Source organism: Streptomyces sp. Tue6028 (assembly GCF_002300165.1).
Taxonomy (GTDB): Bacteria; Actinomycetota; Actinomycetes; order Streptomycetales; family Streptomycetaceae; genus Streptomyces; species Streptomyces siamensis.
The window spans coordinates 295,249-313,492 of sequence record NZ_MLCE01000021.1 but is presented as its reverse complement, the minus strand read 5'-3'; the positions used below and the strand labels follow the sequence as shown (position 1 = coordinate 313,492).

12 protein-coding genes are annotated in these 18,244 nt (G+C 70.7%); 6 read left to right on the top strand and 6 right to left on the bottom strand.

Translation table 11 applies throughout. The features are described from left to right. Nucleotides 1-74 precede the first annotated feature (74 nt). The 6 genes from BKI49_RS19800 to BKI49_RS19775 all read right to left on the bottom strand — a co-directional run bounded on the left by BKI49_RS19800 (nucleotide 75) and on the right by BKI49_RS19775 (nucleotide 7,256). Nucleotides 75-1,154: a sugar ABC transporter substrate-binding protein gene (locus BKI49_RS19800; RefSeq protein ID WP_095935802.1), complete on the bottom strand. Its 1,080-nt coding sequence runs from the start codon at nucleotides 1,152-1,154 to the stop codon at nucleotides 75-77. A 616-nt stretch (nucleotides 1,155-1,770) separates the two neighbouring features. Beyond that, complete coding sequence (locus tag BKI49_RS19795; RefSeq protein WP_095935595.1) at nucleotides 1,771-2,217, bottom strand: heat shock protein transcriptional repressor HspR; 447 nt, start codon at nucleotides 2,215-2,217, stop codon at nucleotides 1,771-1,773. Between the two features lie 5 nt (nucleotides 2,218-2,222). After that, entirely contained in the window at nucleotides 2,223-3,401 is a 1,179-nt protein-coding gene (gene dnaJ, locus BKI49_RS19790) for a molecular chaperone DnaJ (RefSeq protein ID WP_095935594.1), read from the bottom strand. Between the two features lie 33 nt (nucleotides 3,402-3,434). Continuing rightward, on the bottom strand, nucleotides 3,435-4,097 hold the full coding sequence (gene grpE, locus BKI49_RS19785) for a nucleotide exchange factor GrpE (RefSeq protein WP_095935593.1): 663 nt from the start codon (nucleotides 4,095-4,097) through the stop codon (nucleotides 3,435-3,437). After that, entirely contained in the window at nucleotides 4,094-5,944 is a 1,851-nt protein-coding gene (dnaK, locus tag BKI49_RS19780; protein WP_028799240.1) for a molecular chaperone DnaK, read from the bottom strand. The genes grpE and dnaK overlap by 4 nt, the downstream gene beginning before the upstream one ends. Before the next feature lie 172 nt (nucleotides 5,945-6,116). Then, complete coding sequence (locus tag BKI49_RS19775) at nucleotides 6,117-7,256, bottom strand: MraY family glycosyltransferase (RefSeq protein WP_095935592.1); 1,140 nt, start codon at nucleotides 7,254-7,256, stop codon at nucleotides 6,117-6,119. Nucleotides 7,257-7,584: 328 nt separating this feature from the next. Here BKI49_RS19775 and BKI49_RS19770 point away from each other — a divergent pair, with 328 nt between their 5' ends. The 6 genes from BKI49_RS19770 to BKI49_RS19745 all read left to right on the top strand — a co-directional run bounded on the left by BKI49_RS19770 (nucleotide 7,585) and on the right by BKI49_RS19745 (nucleotide 18,215). After that, nucleotides 7,585-9,876 (top strand): (Fe-S)-binding protein, encoded by a 2,292-nt coding sequence (locus tag BKI49_RS19770; RefSeq protein WP_095935591.1) that lies wholly within the window; start codon nucleotides 7,585-7,587, stop codon nucleotides 9,874-9,876. Nucleotides 9,877-10,432: 556 nt separating this feature from the next. Next, a complete protein-coding gene (locus tag BKI49_RS19765; protein WP_257004872.1) occupies nucleotides 10,433-11,710 on the top strand; it encodes an FG-GAP repeat domain-containing protein in 1,278 nt (425 codons plus the stop codon). A gap of 526 nt (nucleotides 11,711-12,236) precedes the next feature. Then, nucleotides 12,237-13,730: an FG-GAP and VCBS repeat-containing protein gene (locus BKI49_RS19760; protein WP_095935590.1), complete on the top strand. Its 1,494-nt coding sequence runs from the start codon at nucleotides 12,237-12,239 to the stop codon at nucleotides 13,728-13,730. A gap of 104 nt (nucleotides 13,731-13,834) precedes the next feature. Further along, nucleotides 13,835-15,190 (top strand): FG-GAP and VCBS repeat-containing protein, encoded by a 1,356-nt coding sequence (locus BKI49_RS19755; protein WP_095935589.1) that lies wholly within the window; start codon nucleotides 13,835-13,837, stop codon nucleotides 15,188-15,190. 60 nt (nucleotides 15,191-15,250) lie between these two features. Further along, nucleotides 15,251-16,687, top strand: coding sequence for an FG-GAP-like repeat-containing protein (locus BKI49_RS19750; RefSeq protein ID WP_095935588.1), 1,437 nt, complete (start codon nucleotides 15,251-15,253; stop codon nucleotides 16,685-16,687). A 94-nt stretch (nucleotides 16,688-16,781) separates the two neighbouring features. Further along, the gene (locus tag BKI49_RS19745; RefSeq protein ID WP_095935587.1) at nucleotides 16,782-18,215 is read left to right on the top strand and encodes an FG-GAP and VCBS repeat-containing protein; all 1,434 of its coding nucleotides are present in this window, start codon (nucleotides 16,782-16,784) and stop codon (nucleotides 18,213-18,215) included. Nucleotides 18,216-18,244 lie beyond the last annotated feature (29 nt).

Genomic DNA, 18,244 nt, shown 5'->3' with positions numbered 1-18,244 from the left:
GGGTCCACGACGGCACCACGGCGTGCGGTCCCCCTGTGAGACACCCACGGGCCCGGATCGGTTCAGCCGTCGCCCTACTTGAGGCCGGCGGAGTTGCACGCCGCCTTGTACGCGGCCGTGCAGATCTGCTTGACGGTGTAGATGCCGTCCTGGATCACCGTGTCGTCGATGTTCGCCCTGGTGAGGTCGACGACGGGCACGAGCTGGGCCGGGATGCCCTTGTTCGTGGGGCTGTCGACCTTGTCGCGGGTGAGCGCGTCGAACTCGATCGACCGGCCCTGGACCTTCGCCACGGCCATCTCGGCGGCGGCGCTGGCCTCCTGCGGGTACGACTTGTAGACGCTCATGTACTGGTCGCCCTTGACGATGCGCTGCACCGCGTTGAGCTCGGCGTCCTGGCCGGTGACCGGCGGGACCTTGCTGACGCCGGCGGTCTTCAGGACGTCGATGACGGCGCCCGCGAGGCCGTCGTTGGCCGAGTAGACGCCCGCGATGTTGTCGAGGCCGACGGCCGTGATGGCCTTCTCCATGTTGGCCTTGGCGTTGACCGGGTTCCAGTCCGTGGTGTCGTACGTCTTGGCGATGACAACCTTGTCCTTGAGCTCGGACAGGGCACCTGCCTTGAACTGCGCGGCGTTCGGGTCGGTGGGCGACCCGTTCATCATGATGATCTTCTTCGAGGTGGCGCTGCCGCTCTCGTCCTGGACCGCCTGGAGCAGTGCCTTGCCCTGGACCTCGCCGACGAGTTCGTTGTCGAAGGAGATGTACGCGTCGATGGGGCCCTGCGCGAGCCGGTCGTAGGCGATGACGGGGATGCCCGCGTCCTTGGCCTTCTTCACACCGGCGGCTATGGCCTTGGAGTCCACCGCGTCCACGAGGATCACGTCGACCTTGTCGTCGACCATCTGCTGGAGCTGGTCGTTCTGCTTGGCCGCGTCCTGCTGGGCGTTGGCGTAGGTCACCGTGCCCTTGTGGCTGGTGAGCTTCTCCACCGTCTCCTTGATGATCGGGTAGTCGAACCTCTCGTAACGGCTGTTCTCCTTCTCGGGGAGGAGCAGGCCCACCGTGATGTCGTCGCCCTTCGAGGGGCTGGCCTTGGTTCCGTCGCCGCCGATTCCGTCCACGACGCCGCAGCCGGCGAGTGAGACGGCCATGGCGGACGAGGCCAGGGATATGACGGTACGACGCAGACGGGTGGTACGAGTGTTCACATCAGGTGCCTTCCGGGCGAGGTTGCAGCATTGCGACCCAGGTGGCTGAAAGCCAACGCGGCGATCACCTCAGCGTCAAGGAGTAACCACTTAACGAGATGGCAACGGCGTTCTGTGTTCCCCAAGTGAACACGATGGGAAGAGGGTACGCCCTCTCTTCCACCAATCCCCTCGGCTTCACCTTCTGTCGTCCACGTCCGCACGGCCAACTGCCGTGGTCAGGGGCGCTGATCGGCCGGAAATCCACCCGCCCTCGACGGCCCGGAACGGCCCGGAGGAGCACATGGAACCGGCCGGGGAGACGGCGTCCGCGACCCCTTCGCCCCCGCACCCGCCACATCGGGCGGTCCGTTCACTTCTGCGGACGCAAACGCCGCCGCCGCGATGAATTGCCCTATCCGGCCCACAAGCGGCAGTTCTCTGTGAACACGGCATTCGCGGGCACACCGAAGAAGACGGACGACCGGGCGGCCGGGCACCACCCCGTCGCCGTGCCCCGGCGGGAACGACGCGAAGGGGCCCGGAGGTTCGACCTCCGGGCCCCTTCGTGGTGCTTGTCCTACTCGGGCTGGCGCTTCGGGCGCCACACCACCAGTGCGCTCGTCTGCTGGACCTCCTGATAGGGGACCAGGTCACGGCGGTAGGAGGCGTGGACGGCCGCTTCCCGCTGCTGCATCGCCGCGGCCGCGCCGTCCAGGGCCGACTGGAGCTCGGCGACGCGGGACTGGAGCGCGGCGACCTGGTTCTCCAGCTCGATGATGCGCTTGATGCCGGCCAGGTTGATGCCCTCGTCCTGCGACAACTGCTGGACGGTGCGCAGCAGTTCGATGTCGCGGGCCGAGTAGCGCCGGCCCCGCCCCGCGGTGCGGTCGGGCGAGACCAGGCCCAGGCGGTCGTACTGGCGAAGTGTCTGCGGGTGCAGTCCGGAGAGCTGGGCCGCCACCGAGATGACGTAGACCGGGGTCTCCTCGGTCATTTCGTACGGGTTGCGTCGACGACCGTCCATCTCTTTCATGCTCCCTTCGCGGCCTGGAACAGCTCCGCCCGCGGGTCCTCATCCGCGGTCGCCTCGCGATACGCCTCCAGGGCGTCACGCGCCTTGCCCGAGAGGTCGGTGGGGACCGTCACCTCGACGGTCACCAGGAGGTCGCCCCGGGTGCCGTCCTTGCGGACCGCGCCCTTGCCGCGGGCGCGCATGGTGCGGCCGTTGGGCGTGCCCGGGGGCAGCTTGAGGGTGACCGGCGGTCCGCCGAGCGTCGGGACGCGGACCTCTCCACCGAGCGCCGCCTCCGCGAAGGTGACGGGCACGGTGACGGTGAGGTTGTCGTCCTTGCGGCCGAAGACCGGGTGGGCGTCGACGTGGACGGTGACGTACAGGTCACCCGCCGGGCCGCCCCGTTCGCCGGGAGCGCCCTTGCCGCGCAGCCGGATCCGCTGGCTGTCACTGACTCCGGCCGGGATACGGACCTGCATGGTCCGGGAGGACTTGGCGCGCCCCGACCCGTTGCAGACCAGGCAGGGGTGCTCCGCGATCAGGCCGCGGCCCTTGCAGTCCGGGCAGGGGTCGGTGAGCGAGAACCCGCCGCCCGAACCCCGCGCGACCTGGCCGGTGCCGACACAGGTCGGGCACACGCGCGGCGTGCCGTTCTTGTCGCCGGTGCCCGAGCAGGCCTTGCAGGGCGACTGTGAGGTCATGCGCAGCGGTACGGTCGCGCCGTCCACGGCCTCCGTGAAGCTCAGCGTGACCTCGGTGTCGATGTCCTGGCCGCGCCGGGGCTGCGTACGGGTGCCGGTGGTGGCGCCACCGCGGTTGAACAGGCCCCCGAAGACGTCGCCGATGCCGCCGCCGAAGCCCCCTGTGCCTCCGCCCTGGGCGCCGCCTCCGAAGAGGTCGCCCAGGTCGAAGTTGAAGGAGCCGCCACCGGCGCCGGGACCCGGCCGGAAGCCGCCGTTGCCGAAGAGGGCGCGTGCCTCGTCGTACTCCTTGCGCTTCTTGGGGTCACCGAGCACGTCGTTGGCCTCGGAGATCTCCTTGAAGCGCTCCTCGGCCTTGGCGTTGCCCTTGTTGGCGTCCGGGTGGAACTCGCGGGCGAGCTTCCGGTACGCCTTCTTGATCTCGGCCTCGGTGGCGTCCTTGGGGACGCCGAGGACCTTGTAGAAGTCCTTCTCGATGAAGTCCTTGGTGCTCATCCTCGACGTCCCTCCTTCCTCATGCGTTCAACGTCAGCCCTCGTCCGGGCCACCGTTCTCCTTGTCGTCGGCGGTCTCCGCGGATTCCGACGAGTCCGACTTGACCGTCTGGGCCCCCGGCTGGGGTTCGGCGACGGCCACCCGCGCGGGACGGATGGTGCGCTCGCCGATGCGATACCCCGGCTGCAGAATCGCCACGCACGTCGTCTCCGTGACGTCCGGCGCGTACGAGTGCATCAGGGCCTCGTGGATCGTCGGGTCGAAGGGCTCGCCCTCCTTGCCGAACTGCTGGAGCCCCATCTTCGCCGCGACGGTCTCCAGCGACTCGGCCACCGACTTGAAGCCGCCGACCAGTTCGCCGTGTTCCCGCGCGCGGCCGATGTCGTCGAGCACGGGCAGGAGCTCGGTCAGGAGGTTCGCGATGGCGATCTCCTTGACCGCGATCCGGTCGCGCTCGACCCGGCGGCGGTAGTTCTGGTACTCGGCCTGCAGCCGCTGGAGGTCCGCCGTGCGCTCGCCGAGCGCCGTGCGCACCTGGTCCAGCTGGGCCGTCAGGCCCACCGTCCGGTCGGCTGCTGCCGCGTCCCCGGCCGGGGCCGCCCCCTCTTCGGGGGCGGCCTTCGGCTCGGCGTCGTCAGGGGTGGCGCCGGAGGGGACGTCAGGCTTCTCGTCGAAACCCGGGGTCTCCTCCGTCACGCGGCACCGTCCTTACGGTCCTCGTCGACGATCTCGGCGTCGACGACGTCGTCGTCGGCCTTGGCCTGCTCGGCACCCGGGGCGCCCTCGGCGCCGCCGGCGGCCTGCGCGGCCTGGGCGTCGGCGTACATGGCCTGGCCCAGCTTCTGCGAGACGGCTGCGACCTTCTCGGTGGCCGTGCGGATCTCGGCGGTGTCCTCGCCCTTGAGCGCGGCCTTCAGCTCCTCGACGGACGCCTCGACCTCGGTCTTGACGTCACCGGGGACCTTGTCCTCGTTGTCCTTGAGGAACTTCTCCGTCTGGTAGACGAGCTGCTCGCCCTGGTTGCGGGTCTCGGCGGCCTCGCGGCGGGCGTGGTCCTCCTCCGCGTACTTCTCGGCCTCCTGGCGCATGCGGTCGACCTCGTCCTTCGGCAGCGAGGAGCCGCCGGTGACGGTCATCTTCTGCTCCTTGCCCGTGCCCAGGTCCTTCGCGGTCACGTGCATGATGCCGTTGGCGTCGATGTCGAAGGCGACCTCGATCTGCGGGACACCACGCGGCGCCGGCGGCAGACCGGTCAGCTCGAACATTCCGAGCTTCTTGTTGTACGCCGCGATCTCGCGCTCGCCCTGGTAGACCTGGATCTGCACGGACGGCTGGTTGTCCTCGGCCGTCGTGAAGATCTCGGAGCGCTTCGTCGGGATCGTGGTGTTGCGCTCGATGAGCTTGGTCATGATGCCGCCCTTGGTCTCGATACCGAGGGACAGCGGGGTCACGTCGAGGAGCAGGACGTCCTTGACCTCACCCTTGAGGACACCGGCCTGGAGGGCAGCGCCGATGGCGACGACCTCGTCCGGGTTCACACCCTTGTTGGCCTCGTTGCCGCCGGTCAGCTCCTTGACGAGCTCGGCGACGGCGGGCATACGGGTGGAGCCGCCGACGAGAACGACGTGGTCGATCTCGGACAGCTGGATGCCGGCGTCCTTGATGACGTTGTGGAACGGCGTCTTGCAGCGCTCCAGCAGGTCGGCCGTCAGCTGCTGGAACTGGGCGCGCGTGAGCTTCTCGTCCAGGTGCAGCGGGCCCTCGGCGGACGCCGTGATGTAGGGCAGGTTGATCGAGGTCTCGGTGGACGAGGACAGCTCGATCTTGGCCTTCTCGGCCGCCTCGCGGAGGCGCTGGAGGGCCATCTTGTCCTTGGACAGGTCCACGCCGTGACCGGACTGGAACTGCTTGACCAGGTAGTCGACGACGCGCTGGTCCCAGTCGTCACCACCGAGGTGGTTGTCACCGTTGGTGGCCTTCACCTCGACGACGCCGTCACCGATCTCCAGGAGGGACACGTCGAAGGTGCCGCCACCGAGGTCGAAGACGAGAATGGTCTGGTCGTCCTTGTCCAGGCCGTACGCCAGGGCGGCGGCCGTGGGCTCGTTGACGATGCGCAGGACGTTCAGGCCCGCGATCTCGCCGGCCTCCTTGGTGGCCTGACGCTCCGAGTCGTTGAAGTACGCCGGGACGGTGATGACCGCGTCGGTGACCTTCTCGCCCAGGTAGGCCTCTGCGTCGCGCTTCAGCTTCTGCAGGATGAAGGCGGAGATCTGCTGGGGGTTGAAGTCCTTCCCGTCCAGGTTGATCTTCCAGTCCGTGCCCATGTGACGCTTCACGGAGCGGATGGTCCGGTCCACGTTCGTGACCGCCTGGCGCTTGGCGACCTCGCCGACGAGCACCTCACCGTTCTTCGCGAAGGCGACGACGGACGGCGTGGTCCTGGCACCCTCGGCGTTGGTGATGACGGTGGGCTCGCCGCCCTCCAGAACGCTGACGACGGAGTTAGTCGTGCCCAGGTCGATGCCGACCGCACGTGCCATTTCGATTCCTCCAGCAATGACTTGAGTGGAACGGACTCAAGTGTGCATGACCCTCGCGTCTGGGTCAACAGAGCTGAGTCGAGGACACTCAACTCTTATCTCTTCCCTACACGCAGGAGAGTCCTGACCTGTGGTTTCTCCGTACGGTAGCGGGTCGACGGCATGGCCTCCGTCAGACACGGGCGTACGGATTCTCATCCCGTCCGGCGCTCGCGGGACCCCCGGGCGAGGGGACCGAGGGTCGCGCGGGCACACGGTCCGGGCGGGCCGGCCGCGTCCGGCGGGTCTGCCACGCCATGCGTGTCTCCCGCGCGCCGCGCGCCATGCGCCTCTCCCGTGCGCCGCGCGGATCACGCACGGGCCGCAGGGCGAACCCGGCGACGACGGCCGCGGCGGCCCCGGCCACCCACCAGGCGGCGTCCGCGTCCGCCCAGCCCAGGTCGATCAGCAGGCCCACGAGCACCGCCGCGAAGGCCGCGGTGCCGAGAACGACCAGGCACCCCTGCGGGGTCAGCCCCAGTCGACGCAGCCGGTGGCCGAGGTGGTCGGGACCGGGGCGCAGCAGCGGGCGTCCGGCCCGACGCCGCGAGAAGAGGACGAGGACGGCGTCGGCGGTCGCCAGCGCCGTGAGCGCGAACCCGGCGGCGATCCCGGGGCCCGCCTCCCGCTCGGCGTGCACCAGCACGGCGGCGGAGGCCAGCACGAACCCGGCGAACAGCGAGCCGCACCGCCCCGGCACGATCCGTGCCGGGTGCCAGCCGTGCATCAGGAACCCGGTGAGGGCGGCGGCCAGCACGCTGAGCAGTGCCGCGAGCCCGTCCATGACCTCGGCGGCCGCGCACCCGGCGAGCGCGAAGGCGGTGACGACGCCGACGGTCCCCATCAGCCCGTCGACGTGGTCGAGCGAGCCGAAGGCGTGTGTGACGAACACGATCCAGGCGACGGCCAGCAGTCCGGCGGGCAGCCCGAGGACGTCGTAGGGCACGGTCAGCGCGGCGGCGGCGGTCACGGCGCAGACCCGCACGGCGAGCGGCACGGGCCACAGGTCGGCGGCCAGCCCGAGCGCGGCGAGCCCGAGCGCGGCGACCAGCAGCCGGCCGGCCTCCGGGCCGAGCGGGGCGACGTCCGTCCAGTCCCCGACCGCGGCGACCAGTGCGGTGCCGGCCATGACGGCCACCCCGCCGAGCAGGGCGACCGGCCGGGCCCGCCGTCGGTCGACCACCCCGAGGCGCAGGGCGATCGTCCGCAGCAGCGCGGCGAGCGCGGCGGTCAGGAGCAGGGCGGCGGTGGCGGCGGCGATCCCGTACAACACGACGAGAAATTTATGCCGTCTTGTCACAGTATCGTGTGATTAGCACGACGGGGCGTCACGTGTCCCCGCGAACGGCGGAACGGGCCGGGTGCCTCGCGACCGGAACAGGGAGGGGCGCCACCGCCTCGCACCTGCGGCGCCGGGCCCCGGAGCGGGGAAGGGTGACACCGCCTGTTCAGGCAACCCTCAGCGACGCAGATCACCGCACTCCTGGCTACAGTGCGGCGCTAGAAGTGGGTAGTCTCAGACGGACTGCATAAGTTACCGCTTAGTAATCACTTCGAGTGCACACTCGGAGCAACACCTCGCAGGCCCGAGGAGCCCCCAAATGCAACTCGCCGCGATCATCGTGTCGCTGGTCCTGACCGTGGTCGGCGTTGCGCTGCTCGCACGCGCCATCGGCCAGTTCGTCCGGTACTTCAAACTGGGTCAGCCGGTGCCCGCCGGCAGCCGAACCGACAACCCCTACCAGCGCAGCGTGACCCTGGTACGCGAGTTCCTCGGTCACACGCGGATGAACCGCTGGGGCATCGTGGGCGTCGCCCACTGGTTCGTCGCCGTCGGCTTCCTGACGCTGCCGCCGACCCTGGCCCAGGCGTTCGGCCAGCTCTTCCAGGCCGACTGGGTGCTCCCGGTCATCGGCGACTGGCTGCCGTTCGAGATGTACACCGAGTTCATCGGCGCGATGACCGTGCTGGGCATCGCCGTCCTCATGGTGATCCGGCTGCTGAGCCTGCCCTCGCGGCCGGGCCGCAAGTCCCGCTTCGCGGGTTCCAAGGCGGGTCAGGCGTACTTCGTCGAGTACGTCATCCTCACCATCGGTCTGGCGATCTACACGCTGCGCGGTCTCGAGGGCGCGCTGCACCACGTCGAGGGTTACGAGGCCGGGTACTTCGCCTCGTACCCGCTGGTGGTGGCCTTCAAGGGGCTGGGCCTGAGCACGCTCCAGAACCTGGTTTACCTGGTCGCGATGATCAAGATCAGCGTGTCGTTCATCTGGATGATCGTGGTCTCGCTGAACACCAACATGGGCGTGGCCTGGCACCGTTTCCTGGCCTTCCCGAACATCTGGTTCAAGCGTGAGGCGACCGGCGGCACGGCGCTGGGCGGCCTGCAGCCGATGACCTCGGGCGGCAAGCCGATCGACTTCACCGACCCCGGCGAGGACGACGTCTTCGGTGTCTCCCAGGTCGAGCAGTTCTCCTGGAAGGGCCTGCTGGACTTCTCCACCTGCACCGAGTGCGGTCGCTGCCAGTCGCAGTGCCCGGCCTGGAACACCGGCAAGCCGCTCTCCCCGAAGCTGCTGATCATGTCGCTGCGCGACCACGCGCACGCCAAGGCCCCCTACCTGCTGGCCGGCGGCGGCAAGACCATGGAGGGCGAGGAGAAGGCGTCCGAGGAGCAGCTCAAGGACGTACCCGCCGCGGCCCTCGCCGAGGCCGAGCGCCCGCTGATCGGCACCGCCGAGGAGAACGGCGTCATCGACCCGGACGTCCTGTGGTCCTGCACCACCTGCGGCGCCTGCGTCGAGCAGTGCCCGGTGGACATCGAGCACATCGATCACATCGTCGACATGCGCCGCTACCAGGTGATGATCGAGTCCGCGTTCCCGTCCGAGGCGGGCACGATGCTCAAGAACCTGGAGAAGAAGGGCAACCCCTGGGGCCTGGCCAAGAAGCAGCGCCTGGAGTGGCTCAAGGAGCTCGACTTCGAGGTGCCGGTCGTCGGCAAGGACATCGAGGACCTGACCGAGGTCGAGTACCTGTACTGGGTCGGCTGCGCCGGCGCCCTGGAGGACCGGGCCAAGAAGACCACCAAGGCCTTCGCCGAACTGCTGAACATCGCGGGCGTCAAGTTCGCGATCATGGGCGGCGACGAGAAGTGCACCGGTGACTCCGCCCGCCGCCTCGGCAACGAGCCCCTGTTCCAGGAGCTCGGCATGGAGAACGTCATGGCGCTGAACACGGCGTTCGGCGAGGAGATGGACGACGAGGGCAACGTCACGCCCGAGTCGAAGAAGCCGAGGTCGGCGAAGAAGATCGTCGCCACCTGCCCGCACTGCCTCAACACGATCGGCAACGAGTACCCGCAGATCGGCGGCGACTACGAGGTCATCCACCACACGCAGCTGCTCCAGCACCTCGTCGACGAGGGCAAGCTCGTCCCCGTCACCCCGGTCGAGGGCATCATCACGTACCACGACCCCTGCTACCTGGGCCGCCACAACAAGATCTACACGCCCCCGCGCGAGATCATCGGCAAGGTCCCGGGCCTCAGGAACGAGGAGATGCACCGCCACAAGGAGCGCGGCTTCTGCTGCGGCGCCGGCGGCGCCCGCATGTGGATGGAAGAGCGCATCGGCAAGCGCATCAACAACGAGCGTGTCGACGAGGCCCTGTCGCTCAACCCGGACATCGTCTCCACCGCCTGCCCGTTCTGCCTCGTCATGCTGACCGACTCGGTCAACGGCAAGAAGAACGACGGCAAGGCCAAGGAGTCCATCCAGGTCGTCGACGTCGCCCAGCTGCTCCTCGAGTCCGTCAGGACGCCGGTGGACGACGAGCCCCCGGCGGGCGAGGCCGAGTCGGAGAGCGAGCCGGAGCCCGAGCCGGTCAAGTAGGGCCGTGACCGGCGGCGGTGCGACGGCACCGGGCCGGTGAAGCGGTACAGCCCGACCACGAAGCACCCCATGTCCTCCGGCCTGGCCGGAGGACATGGGGTGTTCTCGTCCCCGCGGGCCGGCACGGCCTCGCCGTCGGCGGCAGAGGCGGCACGAGGACCCGGACACGGGACGGGGGCGCCCGCCACCTCCCCGTGGCCGTCCGGGAGTTCACGGCCGGCGGGACCGCGGGAGCACGCTTCCGGTGACGCGCCACGGCCGGTCCGCCCGGACCGGCCCGTCCGCAGGGACCCGGCCCGTCCGCCCGATCCGGCCCGTCCGGGCACCGCCGGCCCATGACATCCGGCCGTTGTCGGCCCGGGGTGACCGATCCCGCACGCCCCCGCTCTTACCGCCCCGCCGCGACAAGGCCATCATGTGCAGGTTGTTGTCGACGGTTCGGTCGGGGTGAATGGTGCGCGGGCGAAGAGGCGGGCGCGGAAGCGGGAGCAGGAGCGGCGGCCGGAACACGGTCCGCGGCGGACGTCGCGGCGGCAGCGGCATACGCACGGCCGCGGTGGCGGCCGGCGTCGGCTGCGCCCTCCTCCTGTCGGGCTGCGCGGGGCTCGGTTCGGACGACCACGCCACGTCGGACCGGCACGAGCCGGCGACCGTGGCCAAGGCCCCGGCCCAGCTCCCCGTTCCGCGCGGCAAGGGCAGCAAGGTCGCGGACGACTTCAACGGGGACGGCCACCGCGACCTGGTCCTCAACGACCTCGTCAAGGACCAGAGCCACAGCGACGACGCGGGCATCGGCATCGTCTACGGGACGGACCACGGACTCGCCCCGGGCGCACGGCAGCTGCTGAACCCGGCGAAGCGGGCGGCCCCCACCAAGGGCCAGTTGCCCGCCGTGTTCGACGCGGAGGCGAGCTGCGACCTGAACAAGGACGGGTTCACCGACCTCGTCGTGTCGACGGACCCGCCCTACGACGGGCAGGGTCAGCCCCCGGTCCCGCTCCAGATCCTCTTCGGCTCCTCCGCCGGCCTCACCGGCAAGGCGGTCAAGCTGGACATCCCCGCGCAGGCACGTTTCGGCAACGACTGGCCGGACCAGCCGGTGTGCGGCGACTTCGACGGCGACGGCGCCCAGGACCTCGTCACCCACGCCTCCGACGGCCAACTGAGCTATCTGCGCGGTCCGTTCAGCCGCAAGGGAGCACCCCGCGCGGCGGGCAAGCCGCTCGCCTCCCCCGGCAATGTGCCGACCGGACCGGCCGCCGACGTGAACCGCGACGGCTACGACGACCTCCTCGTCCGCGCGGCCGACGGTGCCGCCAAGTCCGCGGTGGTCCTCGGCGGCCCGGCAGGGCCCACCCGCACGGGCGTCGTCCTGCCCGAGGGCATCGACGTCGCCTTCGGCCGCTTCGGCAGGGGCAAGGCCCTCGACGCGGCGGTCGGTTCGATGGGAGGAACGTCACTGCGCTACGACCTCCCGACCGCCGCCCGCGGCAGCCTGGCCACTCCGGGTTCCGTGCTCGACTCCGGCGACTTCGACGGGGACGGACTGAGCGAACTCGTCTCCAGCGGTACGGAGCTTCGGGTCCTGCGGGGCCGTACGGCCGGTCTCCGCGCGACCGGCATGGTCACGGTGCGGCCGCCCGCCCGGGGCACCACCCGGGTGCTGGCCGTGGGCGACCTCACCGGGGACGGGCGGGACGACCTGGCGGTACGGACGTACCCGGGCGAGACGCGGGACACCGTCGCCGTGTTCGCGGGCACCGAGAAGGGCCTGCTGTCGGCGAAGCCGTCGGTCACCTTCTCCAGCTCCGAGTTCCTCGGCATGGACTCCTGAGCGGACCCCGCACCCGCGGGAACGCATCCGCCTTGCTCCGGCAACGGACCACGGCGTCAGGGACGGCGGCTCCTGGTCGGCGCCGGACCGGCGACACGGCATACGCCCGAACCGGCGCCGGGCCGACGGGGGTTCGGCAGCCTGAGCCCCGCCCGCGCACCCGGGCCTCCGGCCTCCCCGGTACCCGGTCCGCGACACGGTCCGAGACCCCGACCCGACACCCGGGCTCGGGGACGTGCCCGGCCCCCGTCGGACCTCGCGCCGAGCCCACCACCCCGGCGCGTTCACGGCGTCCGGCGGAACCGCTCCCACACCCCCGGACCACCGGAAATCCCTTTCGCCCCCATTCCCTCACCCGCCTCGAAAATTAACCGAACTCACGTACAACCCTTGCGCCCCTCGAAGGGTCTCCTGTTCGCCGACCGCCACGCGAACCCTCGGACAACTCCAGGAGAACGCGAGCGGTACGCCCCCATCGACTGTGGATGTCCGCCAGACATCCCCCGCATGCCGCAGGAGAACCCGCATGCACAAGCGCCACGCGCACCACCGACGTCTCGCCCTCGCGACGGCCACCGCGGCCGCGCTGACGGGCGGTCTGCTCGGCTTCTCGGCCGCGACGGCATCCGCCGCGGACTCGACGAAGGTCGCCCAGGCCGACTTCAACGGCGACGGCATCGGCGACATCGCCACCTCCGCCGCCACCGCCTACGTCAGCGGCCACAAGGGCGCCGGACAGGTCATCGCCCTCTACGGCACGGCCACCGGCGTGTCCTCCGCCAAGCGCTCCACCATCAGCCAGAACACCACCGGCGTCCCCGGCACGGCCGAGGCCGGCGACGCCTTCGGCTCGGAACTCGCGTACGCCGACTTCAACGGCGACGGCTACGACGACCTCGCCGTCGGCACCCCCAACGAGAAGGTCGGCACCGACACCAACGGCGGCGGTCTCGCCATCCTCTGGGGCTCCGCGAGCGGCCTCACCGGCAAGGGCGTCGACGTCCCCGACCCGGCCGCCTCCTCCCACGACTACTGGGGCAAGGACCTGGCCGCCGGCGACTTCGACGGCGACGGCAAGGCCGACCTGGCCGTCGGCAGTTCCTCCGCCACCATCTACGTCTACAAGGGCGGCTTCACCACCTCCGGCACCCCCGGCGGCCGCACCACCATCAAGCCGCCGATCGAGTCCGGCACCAACGACAACCCGTACGGCCCGCTGAGCCTCACCGCGGGCGACGTCAACGGCGACAACCGCACCGACCTCATCGTCGACGGCTTCGAGACGACCACGTCCACCGGCTGGAACACCAACTACTGGGTGCCCGGCACGGCGTCCGGCCTGAGCGTCTCCTCCGCCCGGACCCTGAAGACCGGCATGATCACGGCCGTCGGCGACATCAACGGCGACGGCTACGGCGACATCGTCAGCGGCGCCTCCTGGAACGGCACCCTCGACGACGGCACCGCCATCCCGGACTCCGCCAAGGGCGGCAAGGTGAACATCACCTACGGCACCGCCTCCGGTCCCGGCTCGACCTCCGGCATCACCCAGGACACCGGCAGCGTGCCCGGCACCTCCGAGACCGACGACGGCTTCGGCTGGGACCTCGACCTCGGCGACGTCAACGGCGACGGCTTCCAGGACCTCGTCGTCAGCACCCCGAACGAGGACATCGACGGCGTCTCCAACACCGGCATGGTCACCGTCCTGTACGGCTCGGCGAGCGGCGTCAGGGTGTCCTCCGGCGCCCAGGCCTTCGCGCAGAGCACGGCCGGCGTCCCCGGCAACGACGAGAAGAGCGACCTCTTCGGCGCCGACGTGAAGCTCGACGACGTGACCGGCGACGGCAAGGCGGACCTGGTCGTCGGCTCGTACGAGAACAGCGCCAACGGAGCGGTGACCTACCTGCCCTCCAACGGCACGACGATCACCACGAGCGGCTCCCGCACCGTCTCGCCGAGCACCTCGGGCGTCTCGACCACGGGCACGCCGCAGTTCGGCGCCCTGTTCGCCGACTGACCTGCCCCGGCGCGCAGTTCGTCCTTTGCAGTTCGCCTCTCCGTAGTCGTACCTCTCGCCGGGCCCGTGTGCGCACGGGCCCGGCTCCTTCCTGGAGCTCCGTCATGCGCAGACGCACCTCGGCCGCCCTCGCGGCCTCCCTCCTCGCGGCGGGCCTCGCCCCGCTCGCCCTGAGCACCCCCGCCGGCGCGGCCGTCGCCAAGCACTACGACGACTTCAACGGCGACGGCTACCGCGACCTGGCCTACGCCCACGCCTACAGCGGCATCTCGGGCGCGGGCGGCTGGCAGGGCGGCGCCGTCGTCGTCACGTACGGCACCGCGCACGGGCTCGACACCTCGCACACCCAGGTGGTCCACCAGGACAGCCCCGGCGTGCCCGGCACCGGCGAGGAGGACGACATGTTCGGCGAGTCGCTCACCAGCGCCGACCTCGACAAGGACGGCTACGCGGACCTCGTCGTCGGCAACCCCACCGAACATGTCGGCAGCGCGCAGTACCGCGGCACGGTCACCGTCGTCTGGGGCTCCCGCTCCGGACTGTCGGGCGGCACCAACCTCACCCCGAAGTCCGGCGCCGGCGACCACTTCGGCTCCGACCTCGCGACCGGCGACTTCAACGGCGACGGCTCGCCCGACCTCGCGGTGATCGGCGGTCAGGAGGCCTGGCTGTACCGCGGCTCCTTCTCCAGGTCCGGCTCCCACGGCACCGTCAGCAAGATCGACAAGACGGACGGGGGCTGGTACTCCTACGGCCTCGCGGCGGGCAAGGTCGACGGCGACGGGAAGGCCGACCTGGTCGTCCTCGGCGCCCAGTTCTCCGGCAGCAGTGTCGCCAGCCGTGTCTGGTTCCTCAAGGGCTCCTCCGGCGGCCTGACCTCGGGCGCCTCCAAGACCCTCGACAGCGACGCCACCAGCGCCGCCGTCGGCGACTTCGACAAGGACGGCTACGGCGACATCGCCCTCGGCCAGCCGGACCGCAGCAGCAGCAAGGGCGCGGTCACCGTCTGGCGCGGCACCGCCTCCGGGCCGAGCGGCTCGACCACCTTCACCCAGGCCACCTCCGGCGTCTCCGGCACCCCCGAGGCCGGCGACAACTTCGGGTACGCCGTCTCGGCCGCCGACGCGAACGGCGACGGCTACGCGGACCTCACGGTCGGCGTCCCCTTCGAGGACGTCGACGGCATGGAGGACCAGGGCGGCGTCCACCTGTTCCGCGGCGGCTCCGGCGGCCTCAACGGCGCCCGCTCCTCCTGGATCCCGCAGACGGTGGCGGGCGCGGCCCCCTCCGACAGCGCCTTCGGCCGCGCGCTGCGGCTGCGCGACCTGAACGCCGACGGCAAGGCCGACCTCACGGTCGGCACCGGGGACGACGCCCTCGTCCTGCGCGGCACCTCCACCGTCCCCACGGCGAGCGGCGCCCTCACCCTGCCCGACTTCGGCGGCAGCGTCCTCGACTGACCTCCGTCCTCCCGCGCCGGGCCCACGGCCCGGCCCTCCTCCTCTCGAACGGGGAACCCCATGCGCAAGCGCACCCTCCTGCTGGCCGCGACCCTCACCACCGGCCTGCTCACCGCACTGCCCGCCACCACGGCCGCCGCCGCGCCCTCCGGTCTGTCCGGCGACTTCAACGGCGACGGCTACCGCGACCTCGCGATCGCCGCGCCCATCGCCAAGATCTCCGGCAAGGCCGGCGCCGGCTACGTCGCCGTGGTCTACGGCACGGCGAGCGGTCTGGACACCTCCAAGCGGCAGATCATCAGCCAGGCCACGACGGGCATCCCCGGCACCCCGGAGTCCTCCGACTACTTCGGCGACCGGCTGACCACGGGCGACATGGACGGCGACGGCTACACCGACATCGTCGTCGGCGTGCACAGCGAGCGGATCGGCTCCACCGACGACTTCGGCGCGCTGACGGTGCTGTGGGGCGGCGCCGACGGTGTGAAGTCCGGCACCGACATCTCCTCGCCGCTGCCGCAGTACCGCAGCGAACTGGGCTGGGCCCTGGCGGCGGGTGACTTCGACGGCGACGGCCACACCGACCTGGCCGCCGGCAACAACTCGTCGCCCTCCCTGAACATCTTCCGCGGCCCCATCTCCCGTACCGGCAAGGCCGCTTCGCTCATCGGCATCGACACCGTCGAGCAGACCACGATCTACCCGGACAAGCTCGTCGCGGGCGAGGTCAACGGCGACGGGAAGACCGACCTCCTCGTCATGGGCCTGGAGGAGACCAGCACCGGCGGCAACCGCACCCGCAGTGTCCTCTACACCGGCTCGGCCACCGGCCCGAAGCTCGGCAAGAAGCTGGCGGGCGGCTACACGGCCACCATCGCCGACGTCGACAAGGACGGCTACGGCGACATCGTCACCGGCAACTTCATGGAGAAGTCCGCCTCCGAGCCGGACGGCGGCCTCGGCGGTGCGATCACGGTGACGTACGGCGCGTCGGGCGGCCTCGGCACGCGCACGCCGGTGCGGATCACCCAGGACACGGCGAACGTCCCCGGCACCGCCGAGAAGGGCGACGGCTTCGGCTGGAGCCTGTCCTCGGGCGACACCAACGGCGACGGCTACGCCGACGTCGTGATCGGCTCGGACAGCGAGACCCTCGGCTCCAAGCGGCACGCCGGCCAGGTCACCGTCCTGCGCGGCTCCGCCTCCGGCCTGACCGGCACCGGTTCCAAGTCGTACTCCCAGGACACCGCGAACGTCCCCGGCACCGCCGAGGCCGACGACTACTTCGGCGACGAGGTCTTCCTCACCGACACGAACCGCGACGGCCGCGCGGAACTGGCGGTCGGCGCCCGCGGCGAGAACGGCGGCGCCGGCGCCGTCTGGCTCTTCAAGTCCACCTCCTCCGGCACCACCGCCACCGGCTCCAAGTCCTTCGGCAGCACCACCCTGGGCGGCCCCTCGGGCCTCGCCTACTTCGGGAACGTGTTCGCGGGCTGACCCGCACCGGCCGTGCGGACCCACCGGGCCCGCACGGCCCAGACGGCCCACCCGGCTGACATGATCCGTATGGTTCACATGGAGAACTGACCTGATGCGCATTCGCACTTCGGTAGCGCTGGCCGCCCTCCTCACGGCAGGCCTCACACCTCTGGCCCTGCCCGTCCCGGCCTCCGCCGCCCCGGCCGAGTACGCGGACGACTTCAACGGCGACGGGTACCGCGACCTGGTGACCGGCGCGCCGTCCGCCACCGTGGGCGGCACCGCCCACGCGGGCGCCGTCGTCGTCGACTACGGCTCCGCGTCCGGGATCAGCGCCTCCCGCCGCACGGTCCTCACCCAGAACACCAGCGGGGTCCCCGGCACGGCGGAGAAGGGCGACGAGTTCGGCGTCGCCCTCGCCTCCGGCGACCTCAACAACGACGGATACGCCGACCTCGTGGTCGGCGCCGCGGGGGAGGACGTCGGCAGCGACGTCGACGGAGGGACGGCCGTGATCGTCTGGGGCGGCAAGAACGGCCTCTCCGGAGGCCGGGCCGTCCCCGACTCCGCGCCCACGGCCCACGACGCGTTCGGAACGTCCCTCGCCGTCGGCGACCTCAATGGCGACGGCAAGGCCGACCTCGCAGCCGGCAGCAACGGCAAAGACATCTGGGTCCACCAGGGCGGCTTCACCAAGACCTCCGGGGCGGCGTCCAAGTACAAGATCACCGCACCCATCAACACCGGCGGCGACCGCGGCGCCCGCTCACTCGCTTCCGGCGATGTGAACGGCGACGGCGCGGACGACCTGACCGTGACCGGCGTGTACGCCGACGAGCACACCGCTTACGACGGCACGTTGGTATATCTGGGCTCACATTCCGGGCTCATCTACCAGGGTGTGCTCAAGGAGTTCAGCGTGCGCGCAACCATCGGGGACATCAACGGCGACGGCTACGCGGACATCGTCACCAGCGATTTCTGGGGCGACAGCATCGACAGCCTCGGCGGCTCCATCAGCACGCACCTCGGCAGCCCCACAGGCATCGGTGTCGAACCGGCCCAGACCATCGACCAGGACACGCCTGGCGTGCCTGGAGCGGACGAATCGAGCGACTACTTCGGGTGGGCCATCTCACTCGGTGACATCAACGGCGACGGCTACGCCGACGCAGCCGTCTCCGCGGACTACGAGACCATCGGCTCCGCCGATCTGACGGGCAGCGTCACGCTGCTCCGCGGCTCACCCGCCGGCCTCTCCACGTCGAGCACGCAGTCCTTCTCCCAGGACACCGTCGGAGTGCCCGGAGCCGCGGAGGACAACGACCACTTCGGCTCGTCGGTGAGCCTCACCGACCTCAACGGTGACGGCCATGCCGACCTGTCCATCGGCGCCGACGGGGAGAACAGCGCGGACGGAGCACTGTGGAGCCTGCGTGGCGCGACGTCCGGCATCACCACGCCGAGCGCGGTCAGCTTCGGGCCGTCGGCCGTGGGGGTGTCCACGTCCGGGTACCCGCACTTCGGATGGCAGATGCTCGGGTAGCCCCGGAAACAGCCGCAGGCAGGCCCGTA

Coding starts and splice junctions, on each gene's coding strand:
- BKI49_RS19800 (WP_095935802.1), bottom strand. CDS start 1,154: ATGGCCGTCTCACTCGCCGGCTGCGGCGTCGTGGACGGAATCGGCGGC.
- BKI49_RS19795 (WP_095935595.1), bottom strand. CDS start 2,217: ATGGACGGTCGTCGACGCAACCCGTACGAAATGACCGAGGAGACCCCG.
- dnaJ (WP_095935594.1), bottom strand. CDS start 3,401: ATGAGCACCAAGGACTTCATCGAGAAGGACTTCTACAAGGTCCTCGGC.
- dnaK (WP_028799240.1), bottom strand. CDS start 5,944: ATGGCACGTGCGGTCGGCATCGACCTGGGCACGACTAACTCCGTCGTC.
- BKI49_RS19770 (WP_095935591.1), top strand. CDS start 7,585: ATGCAACTCGCCGCGATCATCGTGTCGCTGGTCCTGACCGTGGTCGGC.
- BKI49_RS19760 (WP_095935590.1), top strand. CDS start 12,237: ATGCACAAGCGCCACGCGCACCACCGACGTCTCGCCCTCGCGACGGCC.
- BKI49_RS19755 (WP_095935589.1), top strand. CDS start 13,835: ATGCGCAGACGCACCTCGGCCGCCCTCGCGGCCTCCCTCCTCGCGGCG.
- BKI49_RS19750 (WP_095935588.1), top strand. CDS start 15,251: ATGCGCAAGCGCACCCTCCTGCTGGCCGCGACCCTCACCACCGGCCTG.
- BKI49_RS19745 (WP_095935587.1), top strand. CDS start 16,782: ATGCGCATTCGCACTTCGGTAGCGCTGGCCGCCCTCCTCACGGCAGGC.